This is a genomic window from Chryseobacterium formosum, assembly GCF_026460885.1.
Classification (GTDB): Bacteria; Bacteroidota; Bacteroidia; order Flavobacteriales; family Weeksellaceae; genus Chryseobacterium; species Chryseobacterium formosus.
In genome coordinates this window covers 67,249-91,512 of the sequence record NZ_JAOVZW010000010.1, presented here as the reverse complement: position 1 = coordinate 91,512, position 24,264 = coordinate 67,249, and the positions used below count along the sequence as shown (strand labels likewise).

General features: G+C 32.8%; 24 protein-coding genes and 2 pseudogenes. 19 read left to right on the top strand and 7 right to left on the bottom strand.

From position 1 onward, the window contains the following. Nucleotides 1–34: 34 nt before the first annotated feature. The 3 genes and pseudogenes from OF897_RS09150 to OF897_RS21600 all read right to left on the bottom strand — a co-directional run. Nucleotides 35–724, bottom strand: coding sequence for an alpha/beta fold hydrolase (locus tag OF897_RS09150; protein WP_267265392.1), 690 nt, complete (start codon nt 722–724; stop codon nt 35–37). Between the two features lie 75 nt (nt 725–799). Further along, entirely contained in the window at nt 800–1,270 is a 471-nt protein-coding gene (locus tag OF897_RS09145; protein WP_323809040.1) for a ComF family protein, read from the bottom strand. A 126-nt stretch (nt 1,271–1,396) separates the two neighbouring features. Next, nucleotides 1,397–1,453 (bottom strand): annotated as a pseudogene (locus tag OF897_RS21600) (hypothetical protein); the annotation flags it as partial. A gap of 55 nt (nt 1,454–1,508) precedes the next feature. On the opposite strand from OF897_RS21600, the gene OF897_RS09140 reads away from it, so the two are divergent. Beyond that, a complete protein-coding gene (locus OF897_RS09140; RefSeq protein ID WP_267265390.1) occupies nt 1,509–1,913 on the top strand; it encodes an acyl-CoA thioesterase in 405 nt (134 codons plus the stop codon). A gap of 117 nt (nt 1,914–2,030) precedes the next feature. Here the strand turns inward: OF897_RS09140 and OF897_RS21670 are convergent. Together OF897_RS21670 and OF897_RS09135 are read right to left on the bottom strand one after the other, a co-directional pair. Continuing rightward, nucleotides 2,031–2,198, bottom strand: a pseudogene (locus tag OF897_RS21670) (peroxiredoxin family protein); the annotation flags it as partial. Continuing rightward, the gene (locus tag OF897_RS09135) at nt 2,194–2,412 is read right to left on the bottom strand and encodes a TlpA family protein disulfide reductase (RefSeq protein ID WP_267265389.1); all 219 of its coding nucleotides are present in this window, start codon (nt 2,410–2,412) and stop codon (nt 2,194–2,196) included. The gene OF897_RS09135 and the pseudogene OF897_RS21670, both read right to left, overlap by 5 nt. Nucleotides 2,413–2,560: 148 nt before the next feature. On the opposite strand from OF897_RS09135, the gene OF897_RS09130 reads away from it, so the two are divergent. From OF897_RS09130 to OF897_RS09110, 5 genes are all read left to right on the top strand, one after another. Further along, nucleotides 2,561–3,229 carry a Yip1 family protein gene (locus OF897_RS09130; RefSeq protein WP_267265388.1) on the top strand — a complete coding sequence of 223 codons (669 nt, stop codon included), beginning with the start codon at nt 2,561–2,563 and terminating at the stop codon, nt 3,227–3,229. 66 nt (nt 3,230–3,295) lie between these two features. Beyond that, nucleotides 3,296–3,742 (top strand): 6-carboxytetrahydropterin synthase QueD, encoded by a 447-nt coding sequence (gene queD / locus OF897_RS09125; RefSeq protein ID WP_056034206.1) that lies wholly within the window; start codon nt 3,296–3,298, stop codon nt 3,740–3,742. Between the two features lie 27 nt (nt 3,743–3,769). Then, nucleotides 3,770–4,546: a UDP-2,3-diacylglucosamine diphosphatase gene (locus OF897_RS09120; RefSeq protein ID WP_267265387.1), complete on the top strand. Its 777-nt coding sequence runs from the start codon at nt 3,770–3,772 to the stop codon at nt 4,544–4,546. Between the two features lie 197 nt (nt 4,547–4,743). Continuing rightward, a complete protein-coding gene (locus tag OF897_RS09115) occupies nt 4,744–5,724 on the top strand; it encodes a long-chain-fatty-acid--protein ligase (RefSeq protein ID WP_267265386.1) in 981 nt (326 codons plus the stop codon). An 18-nt stretch (nt 5,725–5,742) separates the two neighbouring features. Further along, nucleotides 5,743–6,291, top strand: a complete 549-nt coding sequence (locus OF897_RS09110) for a hypothetical protein (protein ID WP_267265385.1) — start codon at nt 5,743–5,745, stop codon at nt 6,289–6,291. Nucleotides 6,292–6,341: 50 nt separating this feature from the next. On the opposite strand, the gene aqpZ is transcribed toward OF897_RS09110, so the two are convergent. Then, nucleotides 6,342–7,055: an aquaporin Z gene (gene aqpZ, locus OF897_RS09105; RefSeq protein WP_267265384.1), complete on the bottom strand. Its 714-nt coding sequence runs from the start codon at nt 7,053–7,055 to the stop codon at nt 6,342–6,344. A 238-nt stretch (nt 7,056–7,293) separates the two neighbouring features. Here aqpZ and OF897_RS09100 point away from each other — a divergent pair, with 238 nt between their 5' ends. The 13 genes from OF897_RS09100 (at nt 7,294) to OF897_RS09040 (ending at nt 23,477) form a co-directional block, all read left to right on the top strand. Next, on the top strand, nt 7,294–7,911 hold the full coding sequence (locus tag OF897_RS09100; protein WP_267265383.1) for a DUF5715 family protein: 618 nt from the start codon (nt 7,294–7,296) through the stop codon (nt 7,909–7,911). A gap of 84 nt (nt 7,912–7,995) precedes the next feature. After that, the gene (locus OF897_RS09095) at nt 7,996–8,730 is read left to right on the top strand and encodes a hypothetical protein (RefSeq protein ID WP_267265382.1); all 735 of its coding nucleotides are present in this window, start codon (nt 7,996–7,998) and stop codon (nt 8,728–8,730) included. Nucleotides 8,731–9,007: 277 nt separating this feature from the next. After that, entirely contained in the window at nt 9,008–9,370 is a 363-nt protein-coding gene (locus tag OF897_RS09090; protein WP_267265381.1) for a hypothetical protein, read from the top strand. 38 nt (nt 9,371–9,408) lie between these two features. Next, complete coding sequence (locus OF897_RS09085) at nt 9,409–10,119, top strand: sensor histidine kinase (protein WP_267265380.1); 711 nt, start codon at nt 9,409–9,411, stop codon at nt 10,117–10,119. Continuing rightward, complete coding sequence (locus OF897_RS09080) at nt 10,116–10,787, top strand: response regulator transcription factor (RefSeq protein ID WP_267265379.1); 672 nt, start codon at nt 10,116–10,118, stop codon at nt 10,785–10,787. Before OF897_RS09085 ends, OF897_RS09080 begins: the two co-directional genes overlap by 4 nt. Before the next feature lie 300 nt (nt 10,788–11,087). After that, nucleotides 11,088–13,013: an ABC-F family ATP-binding cassette domain-containing protein gene (locus OF897_RS09075; RefSeq protein ID WP_267265378.1), complete on the top strand. Its 1,926-nt coding sequence runs from the start codon at nt 11,088–11,090 to the stop codon at nt 13,011–13,013. A gap of 350 nt (nt 13,014–13,363) precedes the next feature. Then, entirely contained in the window at nt 13,364–13,720 is a 357-nt protein-coding gene (locus OF897_RS09070) for a hypothetical protein (protein WP_267265377.1), read from the top strand. A gap of 346 nt (nt 13,721–14,066) precedes the next feature. Next, nucleotides 14,067–16,451 carry a TonB-dependent receptor gene (locus OF897_RS09065; RefSeq protein WP_267265376.1) on the top strand — a complete coding sequence of 795 codons (2,385 nt, stop codon included), beginning with the start codon at nt 14,067–14,069 and terminating at the stop codon, nt 16,449–16,451. A 29-nt stretch (nt 16,452–16,480) separates the two neighbouring features. Then, nucleotides 16,481–17,041 carry a hypothetical protein gene (locus tag OF897_RS09060; RefSeq protein ID WP_267265375.1) on the top strand — a complete coding sequence of 187 codons (561 nt, stop codon included), beginning with the start codon at nt 16,481–16,483 and terminating at the stop codon, nt 17,039–17,041. 140 nt (nt 17,042–17,181) lie between these two features. After that, nucleotides 17,182–18,516: a trigger factor gene (locus OF897_RS09055; RefSeq protein ID WP_267265374.1), complete on the top strand. Its 1,335-nt coding sequence runs from the start codon at nt 17,182–17,184 to the stop codon at nt 18,514–18,516. 135 nt (nt 18,517–18,651) lie between these two features. Further along, on the top strand, nt 18,652–19,608 hold the full coding sequence (locus OF897_RS09050; RefSeq protein WP_267265373.1) for a T9SS type A sorting domain-containing protein: 957 nt from the start codon (nt 18,652–18,654) through the stop codon (nt 19,606–19,608). A 198-nt stretch (nt 19,609–19,806) separates the two neighbouring features. Further along, nucleotides 19,807–20,487 carry a hypothetical protein gene (locus OF897_RS09045; RefSeq protein WP_267265372.1) on the top strand — a complete coding sequence of 227 codons (681 nt, stop codon included), beginning with the start codon at nt 19,807–19,809 and terminating at the stop codon, nt 20,485–20,487. A gap of 155 nt (nt 20,488–20,642) precedes the next feature. Then, complete coding sequence (locus OF897_RS09040; protein ID WP_267265371.1) at nt 20,643–23,477, top strand: M16 family metallopeptidase; 2,835 nt, start codon at nt 20,643–20,645, stop codon at nt 23,475–23,477. A gap of 202 nt (nt 23,478–23,679) precedes the next feature. Here the strand turns inward: OF897_RS09040 and OF897_RS09035 are convergent, their stop codons facing one another. After that, nucleotides 23,680–24,264 (bottom strand): DUF3109 family protein, encoded by a 585-nt coding sequence (locus OF897_RS09035; protein ID WP_267265370.1) that lies wholly within the window; start codon nt 24,262–24,264, stop codon nt 23,680–23,682.

The following is a 24,264-nucleotide window of genomic DNA, read 5'->3' as shown; positions in this document are numbered from 1 at the left end:
TTTTTTGAAACCTTGATTGAACCATTGAAAAAGATTAAGATAAATTCCAAAAATCTTTCATCAGATTCAATAATAAATTAGGACGTACTTTATCCATCGGATGTTTCGTGCCGGGAAGTATGGCTAATTTTGCGTTCGGAATATTTCTGTAAACTTCAATGCTTTCTTCGAGTGTTACCATACTATCTTTATCTCCCACCATAATCTGAACCGGAAGATTGATTTTCTCCAAATGATTTTTTAATGGTGGATTTTTACCCAAAGAAATCATCATTTCAGAAATGGCAGGAAGTAATTGTCTCCATTTTTCACCATGTTGGTTTTTTAATAATTCAGCATATTTCGGAATTTTTTCTGCAATAACTTCAGGATTCAGCATCTTGCTTTCTTTCAAAGCTTGTTCTTCAGTCCAGTCGAATTTTGTTCCTAAAGTCATAATGGAATTCAATATTTTTTGATTTTCCAAAGCATAACAAAGCGCAACATAACCACCCATGCTGTGTCCGAAAATATGAATATCATTCAAGTTTTCTTTATCAATAAATTCTTTTAATTCTTGTGTGTATTTTTCAATCGTAATTCCATTTTCAGGAATTTCAATATTTCCGTGCCCTGAAAATAGAGGCTTATGAATAGTGAAATATTTGGAAAGTTCTTTTGTAAATGGCTCAAAAATATCACTGTGACCTAAAGCGCCGTGTAATAATATAAGATTTGGCATCATGATTAGTTTTTATTAAAATTATAAAAAAGAATAGAAAATATTACCGTCAAATAAAAGATAAATCTTATCAGAGTATTATTCATCCATCGCCATCACCAAAACACTCACTTTATTATCTCCAGCTTTCAAAATTTCCCAAGCAATCGAAGAAATCGTGTTTCCGGTTGTGAAAACATCATCAATCAGTAAAATATGTTTCCCCGAAATTTTTTGTGTAATAGAAAATGTATTTTCTGTAGCCAAACGATGTTCCTTATCTTTCAAAGCTTGAGCTTTTGAATAGTGGTTTCTTTTCATTACATCATGACTATAAGGAATTTCATAAAACTTCGATAAAGTTTCGGTAAACAAATGAAGCTGGTTGTATCCTCTCTCTTTCAGTTTTTTAGAATGTAAAGGAACAGAAACTAATAAATCTGGTTTTTCATCTTTAAAATCTAAATGGTCTGTCGTCCATTCAGCTAAAACTTTTCCTGCTCTTTCACGGCTTTTATATTTTAATTCGTGAATAATTTTTCGGCTTAAACTTTCTTCTTCAAACTGCATGAGAGAAAAAGCGTTCTCAATAGGAAAAAGTAATTTGCATTTTTCCTTAATGTAATTGTTCTCAAAAAAATTGAAATGGGTAAAATGAATTTGCTCAAAACAAAGATTGCAAACCAACGAATTGCCATCAATTATTTTATTGCAATGAATACAGCGATTCGGAAAGAAAATATCTAAAATCATTTGTGTGTTTTGTGAAACTAATTTAATCAAAATTATTCAAAGAAATGAGTTCAGATTGAAAATCCTATCTTTGAATATGGGTTTGATTTTTGAAAAGCAGATATTAATAACGGAAGAACATATCGACGGAAATAATCATGTCAATAATGTTCAATATGTGAAATGGGTTGAAGGAATTGCTGGTGAACATTGGGATTCTGTAAAAGATAAATTAGGTTTTCCAAACGATATTTGGATGTTACTTGATCATCACATTCAATACAAAAAGCAGGTTTATTTGAATGATTTAATTACCATAAAAACCTATCCAAAACCTCCCGAAGGAATTCGTCAGCCGAGAAAAGTTGAGTTTTATTGTAATGATCAGTTGGTTGTTGATTCTTTGACGCTTTGGGTTTTTATTAATAAAGAAACACAGAAAATTCAAAGGTTGGATGAAGATTGGCTAAATAAACTTTGATTATTCGCTCAAGATTTTCACAATCATATCAAACTTAGATTCATCGATAGTTCCTGTGATTTCCTGAATGTTTCCGTTTTTGTCAACAACAAAAGTCATAGGATTTCGGATGAGCTTGAAGTACGATTGCAGTTCTTTTAAAGAATCTGTGACATGCTGAAAATTGAATTCATGTTTGGTTAGAAATTTTTCAACTCTGTCATTGTTATCGTGAGTAATGGCTATAAATCTAACTTTATCTCCTAATTTTTCTTTTAATTTATTTAAATAAGGAAGCTCTTCAATGCAAGGGTTCGCAAGTGGTCGACCAAAAATTGATGAAAGTAGGCTTGTCTTTTAAATAATCGGATGTAAAATTTTTCCCATCCTGATTTTTATAGTTTTCAATCGGGAAATGTTTTCCTATTTTGTTTTCGAGAGAAGGATGTGTTGTCAATACTCTTTGTTGAGCAGCAATAAATGAGCTTATTGTTATTAAAAGTAAGGTTATAGTTTTCATATTTTGATAACGCATTTATTTAAATCTTATTTTTCAGCCGTAAATTTTAATTATTTTAATAAAAATCCTTTAGAAAATTAAAGAAGGTATGGGTTTAAGCTTTTATTTTTAAGAAATATCATTATTTTCGTCGTTCAATAAAAACTCCATGGAAACAAAAATCACTGAAAATCGTTTTGAAGAATTTGAAAAATATAATGTACTGTCTGACAAAGACGTTTTTACAAAAATCTGGACTGAACCTCGAAGGGTTTTTAGATTTATAAATGACACCCGCTATGAAAAATATTTTTACTTACTTTTATTTTTAGCAGGTGTGGTAAGAGCTTTTGAACGTGCAAGTTCAAAAAATATGGGCGATCACTCATCATTGTTTTCAATAGTTTTCGGATGTGTAATTATTGGTGGAGCTTTGGGGTGGATTTCCTATTATATTTATGCGGCACTGATAAGCTGGTCCGGAAAATGGTTGAATGGCGTTGGAAATACTTCTTCCATTTTTAGAATGATGGCTTATGCAATGATTCCTTCAATTTTAGGTTTGTCCTTTTTATTTTTGCAGATTGCCGTTTACGGTGTTGATTATTTTACGGATTTCGCAGGATATTTAGAAACAAATATTGTCGCAAACATCGTTTTCTGGATTTCATTCATCATAAGTATTTTATTATCGCTTACAACTCTTGTTTTTATGGTAATCGGGCTTTCAGAAGTGCAAAAATTTTCGATAGGTAAGGCTGTTTTAAATCTTATTTTACCGGTTTTAATTATTGTTGTTCCGATTGTTTTAGTTGCATCGATTGCAATGGTATTTTAGTTAAATCAAAATTAAAGTCAGGCAAAGGTCATTCGTTTACATATTGAATTTCCTTATCTTTGCACCATGATACGTATTACAAAAATTTTTACATTCGAAACTGCTCATGTTTTGTACAATTATGACGGAAAGTGTAAAAATATGCATGGACATTCTTACAAACTTTTCGTGACTGTAAAAGGAAAGCCAATCAATGATCTAGAAAATCCTAAAAATGGAATGGTGGTAGATTTTGGTGACATTAAAACCATTGTAAAGGAAGAAATTGTTGATGTTTGGGATCATTCAGTTTTAATAAATGGCGTTTCTCCGCATAGAGAAATGGGTGAAGAGCTTGAAAATAAAGGTCAGAAAGTGATTTATTGCAACTTTCAGCCAACTTGCGAAAATATGTTATATGCTATTGCAGCGAAAATAAAAACAAAACTTCCGGAAGGAATTTCTTTAGCCTATCTTAAACTTCATGAAACCGAAAACTCTTACGGAGAGTGGTTTGCAGAAGATAATCAATAAATTTTTGCTGAATTTAAAACGTAATAAGTGCTAAAGACAACCATCAATTTAGAACCCGGAAAAAAAGTTTACTTTGCTTCAGATCAACATTTTGGTGCACCAGATCCGAAACAGAGTAAAATTCGTGAGCAGAAATTTATCCGTTGGATGAATGAGATCAAAAATGATGCTCAGGTTTTGTTTTTGATGGGTGATTTGTTTGATTTTTGGCATGAATGGAATCACGTTATTCCAAAAGGTTACGTGCGTGTTCTCGGTAAAATTGCCGAATTAAAAGATCATGGAGTTCAGATTTATTTTTTTGTCGGAAACCACGATTTGTGGATGAAAGATTATTTGGAAGAAGAAATTGGATGTACCGTTTTTTATAAAAAACAATATTTCGAAATCGCAGGAAAACAGTTTCTTTTAGCTCATGGAGACGGATTAGGACCCGGAGATAAAGGGTATAAAAGAATGAAAAAAGTTTTTACAAATCCTGTTGCTCAATGGTTTTTTAAATGGCTTCATCCGGATATTGCTATGAAAATAGCGTTGTATATGTCTCAGAAAAATAAAATGATTTCGGGAGATGAAGACAAAGAATTTTTAGGTGAAGACAAAGAGTTTTTGATTATCTATTCTAAAAAAAAGCTGGAAACTGAGAAAATCGATTATTTTATTTATGGTCATCGTCATTTGCCGATGGTTTTAGATTTAGGAAAAGATTCAAAATACATCAACTTAGGAGACTGGATTTCGTATTTCACCTATGGAGTTTTTGAACATGATTTTGAGTTAAAAACTTTTGAAAAACAGGAATAAAAAAAATTACCCCAAAAGAGGTAATTCTTGAATAAAGGTTCTACAGCCTTTATTACTAATCCATATTCCGCAGTTCATGTTACAAAAACCTAACCAAAATTGGCTCTTTTAAATAAATTAATTGTGAATTATTAAGCTTAAATCCATAAAAGATTCATTTTGAATCAATAAGCTTTACATTTAATCTGAAAATTACATTGAAAAATATTTTTGACATACAAACCGAAGAAGATTTTTTGACAGCTTGTCTCGAAACTTTCCGTTTTCAATATGAAAATATTGATATTTATAGAAAGTTTGTTGATTATCTGAATATCAATCCTCAAAATGTAGATTCGTTGGCGAAAATTCCTTTTTTGCCGATTGAAATGTTTAAAAATCATCAGATTTTAAATAAAAATATTTCAACAGATTTGTTTTTTCAGAGTTCTGGAACAACGCAGATGAATTTGTCTAAACATTTTATTGCTGATACAAATCTTTACGAGGAAAGTATTTACAAAAGTTTTGAACAGTTTATTGGAAAGCCGGAAGATTTTATTTTCTTAGGTTTATTACCAAGTTATTTGGAAAAACAAAATTCGTCGCTGATTTACATGGTTGATTACCTAATGAAAAAATCTGATAAGCGAGAAAACGGATATTTTCTTTATAATCACGAAGATTTATTTACATTATTGAATGATTTAAAAGATAAAAAAGTTAGTCTTTTTGGAGTCTCTTTTGCACTTTTAGACTTTTTAGATTATTGCAACTCAAACTCTCAAACTCTCAAACTCTCCAACACTTTGACCATAATTGAAACCGGTGGAATGAAAGGCAGAAAAGAAGAAATGACAAAAGATGAATTGCTGGAAATTTTGCAAAACGGATTTAAAACCAATAAGATTTATTCTGAATATTCCATGACGGAGTTACTTTCTCAGGCATATTCTTTAGGTGAAAATATTTATCAGTGTCCAAGTTGGATGCGGGTTTTGGTAAGAAATGCTGAAGATCCTTTTAATTATGAAAAAGAGGGTAGAACCGGAGCGATTAATATCATTGATTTGGCAAATATTCATTCGTGTTCATTTATTGCAACTCAGGATTTGGGTAAAATAATAGGCGATAAATTCCAAGTATTAGGTAGAATTGATCATTCTGATATTCGTGGTTGCAGTTTGCTTGTTTCTTGATTTGAAATTTAAGATTAAATGAAACTGAAAATTGAAGAACTTGTTCATGCTTATATTCATTCTCAATGTGATTTTGAGAAAGAAATTGTATTGACCAATCACTTTCAGGCGGATTGGGAAGCTGATATTTTGATTATTAATGCAGAAGGTTTCAGTCATGAAATAGAAATTAAGCTTTCAAAAAGTGATTTTAAAAATGATTTTAAAAAATCTTACGTCAATATTTCTACAGGCGAAAAATTTTTAAAACACGATAAAATTTGTTGTGGAGATTATATTTGTAATTCTTTCAGCTTTCTATTACCAATGGGAATGATTGAACATTCTGCAATTCCTGAACATTGCGGAATTATCGAATTTTATCACAATGTTGATTCTTGGGAAACTGAATTTTATTTAATTCGAAAACCTAAAACTGTTCACGAAGATTCTTATTGGAAATTGGCAGATAAAGATTTATTTATTAGAAAAATGGCGCTCAATCTTTTATACAAGAAAATGGAAGTCAAAGGAAAACACAAAGAACTCATCTTTAAAAATCCTTTTGATATTAAGAAAATAAAATAGAAAATCCTGTCCGATAAAGACAGGATTTGATTTTTATATAAATTCTGAAACTATTTCGCTTCAGGTTTTTCAATTAACAAATTGTAAGTAAATGCTGCAAAAATTCCTCCTAAAACTGGTGCTACAATAAATAACCATAGTTGAGAAAGTGCTTCTCCGCCTGCAAAAATTGCCGGACCGATACTTCTTGCCGGGTTTACAGAAACTCCAGTGATTTTAATTCCCACGATATGTATTAAGACTAAAGCCAGTCCTATTGCTAAACCAGCAAATCCACCATTGATGTTTTTTGTAGAAGTTGATCCTAAAATCACCATCAAAAAGATGAATGTGAAAACAAATTCCGCCACGAAAGCTGCAGTCATGTTGTAAGCATCTAAATATCCTGTTCCCCAACCGTTTGATCCTAAAGCCCAAGGTTTCATTTCTGCACCGGGATGATTGATGAAAATCAGGTATAGAATTCCGGCTCCGATGATGGCTCCAAGAATTTGAGCGATCACATAACGAACTGCTTCGTCCATTTTCATTCTTCCGGCTGTAACCATTGCAATAGAAATTGCGGGATTAATGTGGCATCCTGAAATGTGGCCAATCGCATAAGCCATTGCTACGACACTTAAGCCAAATGCAAAGGAAATTCCTAAAAGTCCTACGCCTGTAGTTCCATCTGCGCCTGCAATAACTGCGCTTCCGCAACCCATTAATACCAAGACCATTGTTCCGAACATTTCTGCTACGAATTTTGAAGTTTTTGAAATCATCTTTTAATGTATTTTTAAATTAGAGAGCTAATGTACAAAAATTAATAATTTATTATTTATATATTTTTAATATTTATAAATTGGGTGTTGTGGTCTATTTTTTAATGATTATTTAATTATTTAACATAATTTACAGGTGTTTTTTTAATCGTAAATTATTATGACGTTGCATTAAATTAATATCTTTGAGCGTAAGAAAATCAAAATTTACTTGTTTTAAAATTCTAAATAGCTTTTCATGAAAAAGTACCTGTTTATAATTCTTATTATTTTTTCACATTCTTTTTACAGTCAAAAGTCGACAAAATCTCTTCCTTGTTATGATTTAACTGAGGTTTTGAAGGTTGAGCCAACTGCGCTTTATAAGCCACATTTGGATGCATCAAAAAGTTTTAATGTGAACATTCTGAAAAACACTTCTCAGGTTCAGAAATACATCAACAAAGGGAAGTTTCACACGGTTAAAAAATCAGGAAAAGGATTTAAGGTTCAAAAATTAGATTACAGCAGAGCATATTTAGTTTCAAAAGCAAAATCCACTTTAGAAAAAATCGGTTCAAAATTCAGCAAAGAAACTAAAGGCCATACTTTTACAGTTTCTTCGATTACGAGAACGCTTGAAGATCAATGCAGACTGAGAAAAGTAAATTCTAATGCAAGTTTAGGGATTAGTTCACATAATTATGGCAATTCTTTCGATATTTCTTACGTTCGTTTTAACGGAGTTTTAAAAAATAATCCAAAAATGGAAGTGGCTTTGGAAAAGGTTTTAAAATATTATGCTGATGCAGGTCGAATTTATTATATTAAGGAAAGACAGCAAAGTTGTTTTCATGTTACGGTGAGGAATTATTAAATTATTCTTATTTATTAAACAGATGTTTGTATAGCTTCTGTAGATTCGATAAATTTATGGCCTAAACTTAAAAAACCTTTATTAATGCAGAATCTAAACAGAGATCAGTACACCACAGCAGTGGAAGGATGGATGACTTCTAAGACCGATTTACGAAGTCTTGAAAATCTTTTCCCGGAGAATTATATTTTTAACATCACCCCAGAACAAGTTGATTGGCTTAAAAAAGCAAACGCAAACAAAGAATTTTGTGCTGAAGTTGGCGTTATTGAAGGTCGATTAAACATCATGCTTTGCCCACTTGACGAAAAAGGAAATAAAATGGCAGTAGGAGAAGTTCCATATTCTGTTTTCGAACCTTTAGAGCAAGATTTAAAACTCACAGAAATTCAGACCTATACGGTTGTGAAGAATGCTGTTTTGTCGAAAGATATGCGCAAAATAGATAATGATTCTGATATGTTTATGCCGGTTGCGAGCAAACCAATCATGGAGCAGGATAAAGCGGTTGATTCTATTGAATCTTGGCAAAGTAACGGACAGGATTGGTTTTATGCTGAATACAAACAAAACGGAGGGAAAAGTATTTTCAATAAATTTTATGTTCCGTTTGATAAAATCACCAAATCTGAAGTGGAAGTGAGCTTCGTTTGTTCATTTGGATTAAAATATTCTGAAATTTATCAAAAGCAGCTTCCTGCGCTTATTTTTATTTCTTTTGTTAAAAATCTAGGCGGAAGTACAGAAACAATTTCGAATACCTTTGATTATGCAAAGCCTTGTCCTCCGGTTTGCAAAATCCCTGATGGATTTGAATAGAAATTTAGATTAATAAATGGTAAATTTTTATAAAACATTTTTGTTTCTCAATTACGGATTACTTTTAATAATAGTTTTTCTGATATTTTGGAAATATACCATTCTAAATAAAAAAGAAAAACAATATGCGTATTATATTGTTTTTCTTTTTCTTGTCGAATTAATTAGTCTTTTTTTTGCTTATGTAATCGAATTACAAGATACTTCATTCATTTATCCGTATTACATAGCTGGAGAATTTTTACTTCTTACAAGTTTGTTTATTAAAAAGCTTGATTTGTCAAAATATTTATTTGGGATAACTTCTGTTGTTGCATTGTTATTTTTAATTACCAGTAATATTCCAACAATTACATTTAATTTTGATGAAGTAAAAGTGGGATCAAATATTATCATTATTTGCCTTGCCGGATTTACACTGGTTCAACAGGTTAAAAACAATAAGAATGTAAATAGATTTACTTTGATTGATGCTTGTATTTTCTTTTATTATTCTGTTTCGGTATTTGTTTTCATTATTTTTCAGCAGCTTCAAAATCTTTCGGAAGATAATTTCTATATGGTTTTAGGAGTTAATACAGTTTTGTCAAGTATTCTATACAGTTCATTTATTTATACCTTTTTAAAATTAAAGAAGTAACCCTAAATATCAACCTGCTAGTTTTAATAATCGTCACATTGGCGATTATTGTATTCTTTATTTTGGTGCTTTACAAAACATTTATTGATCGTATTGTCAGAGAAAAAGATGTACAAAGCAGAGCTGAAATTCAGCATCAGAAGCAGTTGGTTTTAGAAAATACCAAAGTTCAGGAAGAAGAGCGAAAAAGAATTGCCGTTTCAGTACATGATGACATTGGTAATAGATTAAACATCCTTTCTTTATGGTTAAATAATTTGGATATTGAAGATGAATCTACTTCAGAAGTTATTTCCAACCAAATCTCTGAACTGATTGATAGTACAAGAAGTATTTCTCATTCCTTATATCCTGTGAATTTAGAGAAACTTGGTTTGATTTTATATATTGAAGAATTAATTACCAATTTATCGGCAAGAATCAATATTTCTTTGCACGTTTCTTCAAAATATACTCAAAGAGATTTATTTGTAGAAGTTCAGATTTATCGTATTATTCAGGAGTTTACAACGAATGTGATTAAGCATTCTACAGCAGACAAGATCGATATCATGATTAAAGATTTTCAAAGTTTTACCGGAATTGTTATCTTTGATAACGGACAAGGTTTTGATTACGAAAAAGTTAAAAAAGGAATGGGAATCAAAAACATAGAATCCAGAATGAAATCGATGGATGCAGAATTTAAATGGAAAAGTATCCTCAATAAAGGAAGTCGATTAATTTTTAAAATTCAGAAAAAACAATGAGTGAGCAAATAAAAATTGCCTTGGTAGATGATGAGCAGTTGATTCTTGAGGGTGTAAAAATGCTTTTGTCTAAAGAAAAAAACTTTTCGGTAACGACGATGGCAAATGATGGAAATGTTTTTCTCGAAAATCTTGAAACAATTGACAGCGACAAATTTCCCGATATTGCATTAGTTGATGTACAAATGCAACCGATGAATGGTTTTGAATTGGTCGAAATTTTAAAAGATAAATATCCAAACTTAAAAATTATTATTCTTTCTTCGCATTACAAAACATCGGTTTTGGGCTACATGGTGAAATTAGGAGTTTCTGCGTTTCTTCCGAAAAATTCCAACAAAAAACTTTTTATAGAAGCCATTACAAAAGTTCATGAGAACGGAATCTTCTTCACCAATGAAGATCACGAAATGCTTCTTTCATACATGAATAATTCTTCAAAAAAAAAGTCACTCTTTGATATGGAAGACGATCTTTCGGAAAGAGAAAGAGATGTTGTCAAATTAATCTGTCAGGAATTAACCAATAATGAAATTGCCGAAAAACTTTTTATCAGTCCACGCACGGTAGAAAGTCATCGTCAACGGGCCATTGAAAAAATTGGAGCAAAAAATACGGTGGGAATCGTAATTTACGCCATCGTTAATAATATTTATGCCCCCGCTTAAAAGAAATTGATTCCGTAGAAATACGGAGTTTTTTATTTACGTATTTCTACTCATATTATTCCCAATTTTCGGTCGTTACTTTGTCATGTTCATTTAGAGCAACTACATGAAATTACTGATGATTGAAAATTCCTGCTTAATTTCAGAAATTATATTCTAGGCAAACGTTCTTTTTAAAATTTAGCGGGGAGCTGTCATTTAGACGGCTCTTTTTTTATTTTCCTGTCATTCATTTCTTTTCCGTATTTTTGCACCCGAAAAAGATTCACATTCATTATTCACTTTTAATATTCATTTCAAATGCTTTCGGTTCAGGGTTTAGGATTACATCATTCGGGTAATTATTTATTTCAAAACGTAAATTTTACCATTAAAAAAGATGATAAAATTGGTTTGGTTGGTAAAAACGGAGCAGGGAAATCTACGCTTCTGAAAATGCTTTCCGGAGAAATTACTTTCTACGAAGGAAACGTTGTTCCTGAAGGAAATATTACCATCGGATTCCTAAGACAAGATCTTGATTTTGTGAAAGGAAGAACCGTTTGGAACGAAACCATGCAGGCTTTTGAGCAAATTAATGCATGGAAAGATGAATTGGAAGAAATAAATCATCAATTGACGGTAAGAACCGATTACGAAAGTGATTCTTACACAGATTTGATCAACAGAATGACAGATTTGAATGATCTTTTGATGCACCACGATGCTTATAATTTGGAAGGTGATATCGAAAAAGTTCTATTTGGTTTAGGATTTAAAGCAGATGATTTCCAAAAAATCACCGATGAATTTTCCGGAGGTTGGAGAATGAGAATTGAATTGGCAAAATTGCTTCTTCAGAAAAATGATTTGATGCTTCTCGATGAGCCTACCAATCACTTGGATATGGAATCGATCATCTGGCTGGAAAACTTTTTGAAAGATTATCCCGGAGGAATTCTTTTGGTAAGTCACGATAAACAATTTATGACTGCTGTTTGTAACCGGACTTTTGACGTAAACAACAGAAAAGTAGACGATTATAAAGCTAATTATTCTAAATATTTAATCATGCGCGAAGATCGCCGTGAAAAACTGATTCAAGCTAAAAAGAATCAGGATGCGGAAATCAAGCAAATGGAAGATAACATTAATAAATTCCGTGCGAGCGCAACGAAAGCTTCTTTTGCCCAGTCTTTGATTAAAAAATTAGATAAAATTGAGCGTATTGAGGTTGATAATGATGATGTTTCGAAATTCAATATCCGTTTTGTACAGTCTGTAGTTCCCGGAAAAGTTATTTTTGAAGCTGAAAAATTAGGTAAAGCTTACGGACAAAAGCAGATTTTCAGTGATGTAGATTTCATCGTTCAAAGAGGCGATAGAATTTCACTTTTAGGACAAAACGGACAAGGAAAAACGACTTTAGCCAAAATTCTTGCCGGAGATATTAAAGAATTTTCAGGAAACTGGAATTTGGGTCATAATGTAAACATTGGTTATTTTGCTCAAAATCAAGAGGAAGTTTTAACTCCAAATAAAACTGTTCAGGAAGAGGCAGAAGACGCTGCAACTGAAGAAACAAGACCGAGAGTTCGTGATTTATTAGGATCTTTCTTGTTTCAGGGTGAAGCAGTAAATAAGAAGACAAAAGTGCTTTCTGGAGGTGAAAGAAACCGTTTGGCGCTTTGTAAATTGCTTTTGCGTCCTTTCAATGTTTTGATTATGGATGAGCCTACCAATCACTTGGATATCCAGTCTAAAGAGATTATAAAATTGGCTTTGCAGAGGTTTGAAGGTACATTAATTGTGATTTCTCACGACAGAGAATTTTTACAGGGATTGAGTGATAAAATCTATGAATTCCGTGACGGTAAAATGAAAGAATTTTTAGGCGACATCAACGAGTATCTTGATTTCAGACAAAAAGAAAGCATTCGTGAAATTTCTGCTGAAAAAGCAAAACTACATGGTGATGAAGCTAAAGTTGAGGTTAAAGTCAAGTCTGAGCCAAAAGTTGAAGTTCAGTCGAATGTAATCGTTAGTAAGGAGCAGAAAAGCATTCAGAATAAACTAAAAAAAGTAGAAGAAAAAATTTCTGAACTGGAAACTGTCATCGAAAATTTTGAAGCTACATTTACTAAAGAAAACCCTTCTGAAGAAACTTTAGAAAAATACAATAAAACCAAAGAAGAGCTTGATCTTGCATTACAGGAATGGGAACATTTGGGAACGCAGTTAGATTAATATCTAAATTTAAAATATTGAAAGATGGGCTTTGGTTCATCTTTTTTCTGATAGAGTTTGACCTAGGAAGCAGGAGCGTAAAGAAAATTTAAATAAAAGCCGTTAAAAAATTCCCATTGTTTGAGCGAGCCATATTGAGTCAAATGAAAAACAAATTTTGAATGCGAGCGAGTTTTGGGGATTTTAGGATTTTATTTCAATTTTTAGCGGATGATTCCAGTCTTGAACTTTTGGATACTTTTGTTTCAAGACAAAAGTATAATATTCAAAATCATAATTATTTAATATTTACTTTTCAAAAATTAATGTTTATTGAAACCTCTTTCAATAATTTTTTATAATTTTGTCCCATGATTTTCAAGGAAAGCCGACAACTAAAAAGCTTTATCTCAAAACTGATGTTTGGGATTTACTTTTTTGCGTTGTTTTCTTCAAGCTTTCACAGTCATGATTCTGCAGATGTTTTTGTAGGTTTTAATCTTAAAAAATCTGAGAATAATATTTCAAAATCTGATGCGAAAGAAAAAGCAGGCGACTGTTTGGCTTGTCATTTCTTAGCGACAGGAAATACTTTAGTTCCGGATGAATTTAGTTTCACTTTGATCAAACATACTCATGAGGTAGAGCAGGTTTTTGCTGTACAGGAAAAAATCTGGTCACAAACTAAATTTTCTTTTCAACTTCGGGGACCTCCCGCAATTTCATAATCAATAGATTCTTTTTCGGATTTTTTTGCTTTAAATTTTTCAAAGTTTGAATAATTTTAGATACGTGACGTATTTTAATTAAATTAATCCTGTTTTTCAACCATTAAGGTTAATTTAGGAATTAAGTTTTATTAAGAAAATTACATAGATTTTTTAAATTATCTCTTAAAAGCGAAGCTCAACTTAATTATTCTAAACTGCTCAAATAAAATCTTAATGGTTACAATTTAGCGTAAAGGTTTATAGTTCCAAAAAAATCCAATTCAAAATTTTAACGAAATGTATTTTCATGTTATTCATTTATTATAATGAGTGATCTGAAACTTACGAAATCTATCTATTTACAATGAAATTGATATATAGTTTATTGCTGATCCTTTGCGGATTTGCAATTGCAAACGCACAGAAAACTTACACGGTTGAAGGAACTGTTCAGGATTTTCACGATAAAACCATGCTTGAAAATTCGGTGGTGAAAATTGGTGATTTTACTTCTAAAACTGATAAAAAAGGTAAGTTTTCATTTAATAATATTCCTGCAGGAAAATATCAGCTCATTGCAAAACACCCTCTGTGCGATGATTATACTGAAAATGTGGGAGTCGACAGAGATTTGCATTTAGCCATTACTTTAGAACATCACATCGGCGATATTGAAGCTGTTACAATTCACGGAAGCCATAAAACAAAAGGTTCTGTGATTATGAGTACGCTTAATAAAATTGAAATTGAGAGAAATTCTACGGAAAATTTAGGGAATTTATTATCAAAAATTTCGGGAGTTACAGCCTTGAAAACAGGAAATAATATTTCAAAACCTGTGATTCGTGGTTTGTACGGAAGTCGAATTTCTATTCTAAATAATGGAGTGAAAATGGCAGAGCAGGAATGGGGAGTTGAGCACGCTCCCAATGTTGATGTGAATGATTTTGAACACATCGACGTCATCAAAGGTGCATCTGCTTTGAAGTACGGAAATGAAGGAGTGGGCGGAGTTGTCGTTTTGGAACCGGCTATTTTACCAAAAAAAGATACCATCATGGGAAGCCTGAAACTGTCAGGAATTTCTAATGGAAGAGGAGGTGAAATTGCTGCAAATGTTGCTAAAACTTGGGAAAACCAATGGTTTGTAAAAACCGGCGGAAGTTATAGAAAAACGGGAGATCAGTATGTTCCGCATCATACGTTGCAGAATACAGGTCAGGAATTTAATTCTTTCAATTTCTCTGTCGGAAAACATAGCTTTCTACAAGGTTTTGATGTTTCATACAGCGGAATCAATCAGGAATTTGGGATTTATAAAGGTGCACACTTGTCGAGTCCTGAAGATTTTTACAATGCGGTGAATTTCGGTCAGTCCTATTATTTAGATCAGTTTACACACGACATCGACAATCCGAAGCAGGAAGTGGCGCATCATATTGCAAAACTTTCGGCTTACAGAAGATTTGCTGATTTTGGAAAACTGACTTTTCAATACAGTTTTCAATTAAACCGAAGAAAAGAATTCGACATCAGAAGAGGTGAATTAAATGATTTGCCATCAATGGATTTGAGGTTAATTACACATTCTGCAAGTTTGGTTCACTTAATTGAACGCTCAAATTGGAGTTTGGAAAGCGGAATTTCAGGAGCCTTTCAAGATAACTTTCCTGATCCGGCAACAAAAGCAAGACGTTTGATTCCAGATTATTATCGATATGATACAGGAGCTTTTTCTGTTTTTAAATATCGTTTTAATTCAAAATTTAATGCAGAAGCTGCAGCGAGATATGATTTCAGCAGATATGATGCCTACAAATATTATGATTCTGATAAGTGGAATGATAATTATGCAGACTTGTTTCCGCAGTTTTTTGTGAGCGAATCGGGAAGCAGAAATTTGACGAGACCAATTTTAGATTATCATAATTTTTCAGCAAATGTTGGATTAGATTATAAGCCAACTCAGAATTTTGAGTTTAAATTAAATCTTTCTCGAGCAGATAGAAGCCCGAATGCTGCAGAATTATTCTCAGACGGATTGCATCATTCTGCAGCTGTGATGGAAGAGGGCAATTTAAGCATTAATAAAGAAACGGTTTATAACGTTAATCTTTCTTTAGCAGGACAGTTTGATATTTTGAAAGGTCTTCATATCGAAGCGAGTCCGTATTTGATGATTTCGGATAATTTCGTAAACCAGATTCCGACGAGTGTTTTGAATACAAATAGAGGCGTTTTTCCGGTTTGGACGTATCAGCAAATTAAAGCGAGAATTTATGGGTTGGATGCCGATGCAGAATTATCAATTCTGGATAATGTAAAATGGAAATCAGGATTCAGTATCTTGAAAGGTGACGATCTTTCGAATAATGAACCATTGATTTTAATGATGCCCGCAAAATTGAGAAATTCAGTAGAGCTGAATCTTAATAAACCAAAGAATTTCTATGTCACTTTAGAAAACGAAAATACATTTAAGCAAAACCGTTTTCCGATAAGAAATTTACCGGTTACTTTTATTAAAGACGGCGTGGAAAGGAATGAAACCGTTGATTTCAGCTCTACACCCGCTGCGTTTAATTTATTTAATGCTTCAATAGGAGCAGACTTAATTAAAAATCTGAATTTGAATTTCAGAATCAATAATGTATTTAATGTAGAGTATCGCGAATATCTGAACAGACTCAGATATTATATGAATGAACCCGGAAGGAATTTCGTGGTGACTCTTAAATACAATTTCTAATTATTTACAACTTAAAATTTAAAATTAAAATGAAAAAATTTATCAATATTACATTAGTTCTTTTTGCTGCACTTTTTATCTTCTCTTGTAGGAATGACGACGATGCGGTTCCTGAAGATGTTCATGAGCATGACGAAATCGGGAAAGTGGTTTTAAAATTAACGAATAAAAATGATGCTGCAGATGTTCAGACTGTAAACGTAATTTCTGGTGTAGCTGATGCGCACTTACATTTACACCAAGGTGATACTTATTTGGCGGAATTGGATTTCCAAATTAAGCATGACGATCATTATCATTCTTCAGACGAAATTGAAGAAGAAAAAGACCATCATTTCATTACTTTCGGTCCTGCAAATGCAGATATTGTTGTGATGAGAGCTACAAATGATATCGTAAGAACAGATGGACAAAAGTTAGGTTTAAGAACAGAATGGAAAATTAATTCTACACAATCAACAGGAAAAATGAATATTAAATTGATTCATGGACCTACAACTGTTAATCAAAATTATCCTTCTGCAACGAATCAATTAGGCCAGACTACAGGAGGCGAAACTGATGTAGATATTACGGTTGACGCACATTAATATTTAGTCAAACAAATTTTTAATATTACAAAAAAGCATTATTTCGGTAATGCCTTTTTTATTTTAACGTATTATAACAAAAGGAATGTCTTGTTTTAATAAAAAATTCATATTTTTGCAACCTAAAATTTTAATCAATAATGAAGGTTACCGCAAAAAACCATGATGATGTAAGTGCATTGCTTACAGTAACATTGGAGAAATCTGACTACAAAGAAAAAGTAGAAAAGCAATTGATTAATTATGCTAAAAACGCACAGGTTCCTGGTTTCAGAAAAGGAAAAGTGCCTTTGAGTATGGTTAGAAAGCAATATGAAGCAGGGATTGCATTCGAAGAAATCAACAAACAAGTTTCTGATGCTTTAAATAACTATATCAACGAAAACAAACTAAGATTAGTTGGTCAGCCGGTTCCACAGCCTGTAAATGATTTCAATCATAATGCAGAGAAATTGGAAGTAGCTTTCGAAGTAGGCTTCGAGCCGGAATTCTCTATCGATCTTTCTAAATATGAAGCTGCACACTATAAAGTTTCTGCTTCAGATAAAGAAATCAACAAGAGCATAGAAAATATGCAAAAGCGTTTTGCTGAGCAGGTTCCGCAAGACAAAATCACTAAAGATTCTTACATCAATTTCGAAATTACTCAGGTTGTAGAAGAAGATGCAGAAGGTGAGCACAATCACGCTCCAAAAATCGCTACCATTACTGCTGAGAACAAAGCAGCTTTCAAATTACTTAAAGGTTTGAAAATGGATGAGTCTGTGAAAGTTTCTAAAGAAACTCTTGCTTCTGACGAAGATTTAGCTAAAGAATTAGGTTTCGCTAAAGAAGAAGTTGAGCATTTACACCACGCTGAAGTTGAGGTTAAAGTAAAAGATTTCTATAGCTTAAACTTGGCAGAACTTAATCAGGAATTATTTGATAAAGTTTACGGTGCAGATACTATTAAAACTGAAGAAGAACTTAAAGATAAAGTGAAAACTGAATTAGACGAGTACTTCCAGCAAAATGCAGACGTACACTTTGTAAACAAAGTGTTGGAGCAGGTTTCTGAAAAAGAAGAAGTGAAACTTCCTGAAGAGTTTTTAGTAAAATGGTTAGTATTCTCAAACCAGAATATCCAGTCTGAAGAGCAGGCTAAAGAAATTCTTGAAGCTGAGAAAAATCAATTGAAATATCAGATCATCGAAGGTAAATTGATGAGTGAAAACGATATTCAGTTAGATTATGCTGATGTTTTGGCTCAGGCTGAGCAGTTGGTAAGAAATCAATTGGCAATCTACGGAATCCACCATTTAGGTGACGAAGAAGTTCAAAAATATGCTGCTGAAATGTTGAAAGACCAAGAGCAGGTAAGACAAATTTCTTCTGAAGTAGCAATGGCTAAGTTGAAAGACGTTATTCTTGAAAAAGCAACTAAAAAGGAAACTGAAATCTCTCACGACGAGTTTTTAGAAGAACTTAAAAAATAATTTATTTTAAAATAAATATTTGAAAACCTCCGATTCTTCGGAGGTTTTTGCTTTTTTTTGATTTATGTGATGTGTTTTTATGTTTTTATTGTAGAAAAAATATTGTAACTTCCTGAATATTAAAAATTCTACAATATGAAAACAACTCTATTCTTTGAAAAACCTCAAACTTCAGATTCAGTTTTATACGACGTGAAATTGAAAATTTCATTGGCATTTTTATTCATGGTAATGATTGCAGGATTTGTAAATTTAAAAGCGCAAACATCTAAAATAATTCCGGATAGTAATGTTTCCGGAAGCTTTTTGAGTCCTTTAGCAAATTCTGCAAGAACTTATCAGATGTTGATTGATGATACTCAGCTTACTCCTTTGGTTGGTAAATATCTCAATTCTATTTCATTCAGGCTTTTAGCTTCTGCATCTGCACCTTGGCCTGCAGCAGATGCTACATTCAGCAGTTATCAGATCTATTTAAGTAACGGAGTAGATCCCGCCAATCGACAATTAGATTTTGCAGCAAATATTACCGGAGCTCAAACAATGGTAAGAACAGGTGCTCTGGTTATTCCAGCCGGCTCTTTAACTTCAGGAGGCGATCCTAATGCGTTTAGCTATAATATTTTGTTTGACAGTCCATATCTTTACAATGGTGGAAATCTAATTATGGAAATACGTCATACAGGAAGCAACTCAACCTCTCTTTCTACACATGCCGTTACAAGCACCAATACTTCAGCTGGATATGGTACTCTTTTTTCTGCATGTTGGCAAGCATCAGGGTCGGTAACAAATGGTAACTTTACTTACATAAAGATTAACTCTCTTGATGCACTCGGCGTAAAATCTGTAACAATTGAAGATGGCTTTTCTATCTATCCGAATCCTGTAAAAGACAATCTTTATGTAAAATCAACGAAAGAGATTACAGAGTTTAATGTATTTAATTTTGCAGGTCAGAAAGTATTGTCACAAAAAAACAACACAAAAATTCCTCAATTAAATACGTCTTTATTACAAAAAGGAGCTTATATCCTGCAGATGATTGATAAAGAAGGAAATTCTACTTCTACGAAATTTATTAAGGAATGATAAACACTTTTTAATAAGAAAAGTTTAAACTGATTTTATTAAAACAACTATAATAACCTTCGAATTAACGAAGGTTTTTTTGTTTGCATAACAAATCATTCAATATGCTTACCTTTACTGCCTTAATTTAATAACGAAACCGAATATGTCTTCGGATTATTTTATAGGTTTCAAAAGGTTTAGATAAATAATTTTAATATGAAAAAGATCATCATTCCATTTTTCTCAGCGGTATTATTTACAACATCGGTCAATGCAAATGTTCATACAACTACTGTAGAAATTTCTGCCGTAAAATCACAACTTACTTCGCAACAAATTATAGATAAATATCTTGATGCTCTTGGCGGAAAAGCAAAACTAGAATCTGTAAAGTCAATTATCAGCGAAGATCTAATTTCCACTCAGGGGATTGATATCACATCTGTAACTAAAAAGATGGGGAATAAATTCAAATCTGTGCAGATGATTGTAGGAAGAGAGATTGTAAGTATTTTTGATGGAGAAAAAGGATATTCTAATCAAACAGGACCTAGAGTAGATTTTACTCCTGATAGAATTTCAGAACTAAAAAAAGCAAAAACGATAGACGCATTAGGATTAGATGCTTCTAAATTTACTGCTGCAGTAGAAACTTTAGACGGTAAAACCTGCAATGTATTGGTTTCCGAAAATGTGAAGATGTATTTTGACAGTTCTACAGGTTTGCTTTACAAAACAGGAAACGCTCTAAGCGGAGCCGTTATTAAAAGTTACATAACTGTTGACGGCATTAAGTTTCCGGAAGTTATGGAAGCTGAAGGAGGCGGACAAAAGTTGGTTATTAAAACAACAAAAGTTACCATCAACTCTGGTATTACTGATGCAGATTTTAAATAATCCTTATTAAATAGACAATAAAAGCCGGTTTTTGACCGGTTTTTTTGTTTTTAAAACTTTAACGCAAGTTTAACTAAATTATTAGTGATTAAATTTCTTGGAGTTGGGATAAATATTTAATTTTATCTCCGAGAAAAGATTTAAAATCAAATTGTATGAAAAAAATTTTATCGTCAGTAGCGGCTCTTGTATTAATGTCGTCTATGGCTTTCGCGCAGAACATCCCAATGGATCCTTCTGTAAGAACGGGTACTCTTCCAAACGGAATGAAATACTATATCAAAAAAAATACATTACCTGAGAAAAAAGTAGACTTCAGGCTGGCTATCAACGCTGGTTCAATCCTTGAAGACGAAAATCAGAGAGGTCTTGCTCACTTTATGGAGCACATGAACTTCAACGGAACAAAAAATTTCCCGGATAACAAATTAGTCGATTATCTACAGTCAATCGGAGTAAAATTCGGACAGCACCTTAATGCTTACACAAGTTTTGACGAAACGGTTTACATGCTTCCTGTTCCTTTAGACAAGCCGGGTAACCTGGATTCTGGTCTTAAAGTAATGGAAGATTGGGCATTCAACGCAACATTAACTGATGCTCAAATCAATAAAGAGAGAGGAGTTGTTTTAGAAGAATTAAGATTAGGTTTAGGTGCAGACAAAAGAATGTCTGATAAGTATTTACCTAAATTATTACACAAATCTCAGTACGCAAACAGATTACCAATCGGTACAAAAGAGGTTCTTGAGAACTTTAAGCCGGATGTTATCAGACAATTTCACAAAGACTGGTACAGACCAGATTTGATGGCATTGGTTGTAGTAGGAGATATTAATGTAGATGAGGTTGAAAAGAAAATTAAAGATAATTTCAGCAAATATAAAAACCCTTCTAAACCAAGAGAAAGAAAAACTTTTGATCTTCCAAACCACAAGGAAACTTTGGTAGCAATTGAAACTGATCCGGATGCAACCAATTCTATGGTTCAGTTCATCATGAAAGATGCAGATTCTTATCAGCCGGATGTTACGGTAGAGCAGTACAACCAAAGTTTGATTGAGAACATTTCTACAACAATGCTAAACAACAGATTGAGAGAATTGGTCAATTCAAACAATCCTCCGTTTACATTTGGTTCTGTTTATCATGGTGGAACGTATGCAAGAACTAAGGAAGCTTTCCAGGGATTTGCAATGGTAAAAGAAGGAAATCAGATTAGCGCATTGAAAGTTCTGTTGGAAGAAACGGAAAGAGCAAAAAGATTCGGTTTCACACAGGGAGAATTAGACAGAGCAAAATCTCAGATTATGTCTAATATGGAAAGATCTTACAACAATCGCGACAAAACTGAAAGCGATATGTTGGTAGACGAATATGTAAGAAACTTCCTCGAGCAGGAACCAATGCCGGGAATTGCCTGGGAATATGAAGATACGAAGAAGTTTTTGCCAACAGTTACTTTAGCTCAGACGAATGAGGTAATCAAGAAAATGGTGAAAGACGACAGTAGGGTAATCGTGATTACAGGTCCTAAAAAAGACAATGTAACAATGCCTACAGAAGCTTTAGTTCTAAAAACGTTTGATGATGTAAAATTAGCTGATCTTAAACCTTACGAAGAAAAAGCTACGATCAAAAATTTAGTAAAACCTTTTAAATCTGAAGGGAAAATTGCTAAAACTGAAACTGATGCTAAATTAGGAACCACAACATGGACGTTAAGCAACGGTGCAAAAGTAACTTTCAAAAAGACCGATTTCAAAGATGATGAAATTGTGTTCTCAGCGAGAAGCTTAGGTGGTAATTCATTAATCAACGACACTGATTACAACAAAACGCAGTTTGCTTATCAGGCTCTTACTGAAGCTGGTGTTGCAGGTGCTTCAAAAGCTGATCTTACCAATTATTTAGCTGGAAAACAGGTGAGCGTAAATCCTTACATCAGCGGTACTTTGGAAGGTGTTTCGGGTAGAACCAATCAAAAAGATTTAGGAACTGCAATGGAGTTGCTATATGCTTATTTTACAAGTTTAAATTACAGTCCTGAAGCATTTAATGCCTACAAAGTAAAGCAGTCTGCAATGTTGGATAATATTTTATCTAATCCTCAGACTTATTTCGCTAGTGAACACGCTAAGTTTACGAATCAGAAAAATCCAAGATTCATCGGTATTCTTCCGTTAGAGAAAGATTGGGCTGCGACTGATTACAAAAAAGCGTACGATATCTATAAAGAGAAATTTGCCAATGCAGGAAACTTCCACTTCTATTTTGTAGGGAATATTGATGAAGCTAAATTTAAAAATGAAGTTTTACAGTATATCGCAAGTTTGCCTACTACAGGAAAAACTACGAACTTCAAAGATACAGGATACAGAGGAATCACGGGTGATCATACCAAAGTATACAAAAAAGGTAAAGATCCGAAGAGTATGGTGCAAATCGTTTTCTCTGGAGAAACTGCTTACAACGAAAAAGAAGCTTTGGCTCTTTCAGCTTTAGGTGAGGTGGCTACAATCAAAGTGATTGAAAAACTGAGAGAAGACGAGAGTGGAATCTATGGTGGTGGAGCAAGAGGTTATATCGGAAAAGTTCCTTACGGAAGTTATTCTTTCAGCTTAAGTTTTCCTTGCGGACCGGAAAATGCTGATAAATTGACAAAAAGTGCAATTGCAGAACTTCAGAAGTTAATTGATAAAGGTCCTGAGCAAAAAGATCTTGATAAGTACAAAGAAGGTGAGATGAATGACTATAAAACAGACATCAAAGACAATTCTTATTGGATGAGTGCTATTTCTAAAAATCAGTTGGATGGAAGCGATAAATACGAAATCCTAAATTATGAGAGTAAAGTAAAAGCATTAACTGTAAAAGATCTACAGGATGCTGCTAAAAAATATCTTACTAAAAATAGAGTAATAGCAACTCTAATGCCTGAAGACGGGTGGGAAGCAACGGCAAAACCAACAGCTACCACAGTAAAATAATCTTAGTCGATTACATATATTGAAAACGACCGCAGGAATTTTCCTGCGGTCGTTTGTTTTTAATGCTTTGTTTTTAGTTAATAGGATTGCATCCTATTCTATAGAAAATCGTCCCTTCGGGACTTTGATTTAAATATAAAAAAAGAAAAGTTCTTAATCTATTTTGCAAAAAGTCCATCAACCAACAACTGTCAACCAACAACTATTTCCCGTACTCCTTTTTCCACTCCTCCGCAACATCGCTTAAAGTAGTGTAAAAATCTTCGCCATATTTTCTAGTAAGTGGAGTTTTCAGGAACTTATATACAGGAACCTGCAATTCTTTTCCTAAAGTACAGGCATCGCTGCAAACATTCCATTCGTGGTAATTCAAAGCAGAAAAAGTAGAGTATTCTGTAATTCTGATTGGATATAAATGACAGGAAATAGGTTTTTGCCAATCTACGGCACCATCTTCGTAAGCTTTTTCAATTCCGCATTTGGTAATACCTCTTTCATCGAAAGTAACATAAGCGCATTCTGCATTTTCAATCATTGGAGTAACATACATTCCGTCCATTGGATCGGTTGTCCATGTTCCTTGTTCATCTAATGCTTTAATTCCGGCTTCAGTAAGATAAGGTTTAATCTTGTCATAAATATTATCTAAAATAACCAGTTCGTCTTTATCCAAAGGAGCTCCTACGTCACCTTCCACACAACATGCACCTTTACATTTGGTAAGGTTACAAACAAATTCTTCAGAAAAAATATCTTCAGAAATTAATTTATCGTCTATTTGAATCAT

Excerpts from the sequence above, each read along its gene's own strand:
- OF897_RS09150 (WP_267265392.1), bottom strand. The coding sequence starts at position 724 with ATGATGCCAAATCTTATATTATTACACGGCGCTTTAGGTCACAGTGAT.
- OF897_RS09145 (WP_323809040.1), bottom strand. The coding sequence starts at position 1,270 with ATGCAGTTTGAAGAAGAAAGTTTAAGCCGAAAAATTATTCACGAATTA.
- OF897_RS09135 (WP_267265389.1), bottom strand. The coding sequence starts at position 2,412 with ATGAAAACTATAACCTTACTTTTAATAACAATAAGCTCATTTATTGCT.
- OF897_RS09130 (WP_267265388.1), top strand. The coding sequence starts at position 2,561 with ATGGAAACAAAAATCACTGAAAATCGTTTTGAAGAATTTGAAAAATAT.
- queD (WP_056034206.1), top strand. The coding sequence starts at position 3,296 with ATGATACGTATTACAAAAATTTTTACATTCGAAACTGCTCATGTTTTG.
- OF897_RS09110 (WP_267265385.1), top strand. The coding sequence starts at position 5,743 with ATGAAACTGAAAATTGAAGAACTTGTTCATGCTTATATTCATTCTCAA.
- aqpZ (WP_267265384.1), bottom strand. The coding sequence starts at position 7,055 with ATGATTTCAAAAACTTCAAAATTCGTAGCAGAAATGTTCGGAACAATG.
- OF897_RS09100 (WP_267265383.1), top strand. The coding sequence starts at position 7,294 with ATGAAAAAGTACCTGTTTATAATTCTTATTATTTTTTCACATTCTTTT.
- OF897_RS09095 (WP_267265382.1), top strand. The coding sequence starts at position 7,996 with ATGCAGAATCTAAACAGAGATCAGTACACCACAGCAGTGGAAGGATGG.
- OF897_RS09080 (WP_267265379.1), top strand. The coding sequence starts at position 10,116 with ATGAGTGAGCAAATAAAAATTGCCTTGGTAGATGATGAGCAGTTGATT.
- OF897_RS09075 (WP_267265378.1), top strand. The coding sequence starts at position 11,088 with ATGCTTTCGGTTCAGGGTTTAGGATTACATCATTCGGGTAATTATTTA.
- OF897_RS09070 (WP_267265377.1), top strand. The coding sequence starts at position 13,364 with ATGATTTTCAAGGAAAGCCGACAACTAAAAAGCTTTATCTCAAAACTG.
- OF897_RS09065 (WP_267265376.1), top strand. The coding sequence starts at position 14,067 with ATGAAATTGATATATAGTTTATTGCTGATCCTTTGCGGATTTGCAATT.
- OF897_RS09060 (WP_267265375.1), top strand. The coding sequence starts at position 16,481 with ATGAAAAAATTTATCAATATTACATTAGTTCTTTTTGCTGCACTTTTT.
- OF897_RS09055 (WP_267265374.1), top strand. The coding sequence starts at position 17,182 with ATGAAGGTTACCGCAAAAAACCATGATGATGTAAGTGCATTGCTTACA.
- OF897_RS09050 (WP_267265373.1), top strand. The coding sequence starts at position 18,652 with ATGAAAACAACTCTATTCTTTGAAAAACCTCAAACTTCAGATTCAGTT.
- OF897_RS09045 (WP_267265372.1), top strand. The coding sequence starts at position 19,807 with ATGAAAAAGATCATCATTCCATTTTTCTCAGCGGTATTATTTACAACA.
- OF897_RS09040 (WP_267265371.1), top strand. The coding sequence starts at position 20,643 with ATGAAAAAAATTTTATCGTCAGTAGCGGCTCTTGTATTAATGTCGTCT.
- OF897_RS09035 (WP_267265370.1), bottom strand. The coding sequence starts at position 24,264 with ATGATTCAAATAGACGATAAATTAATTTCTGAAGATATTTTTTCTGAA.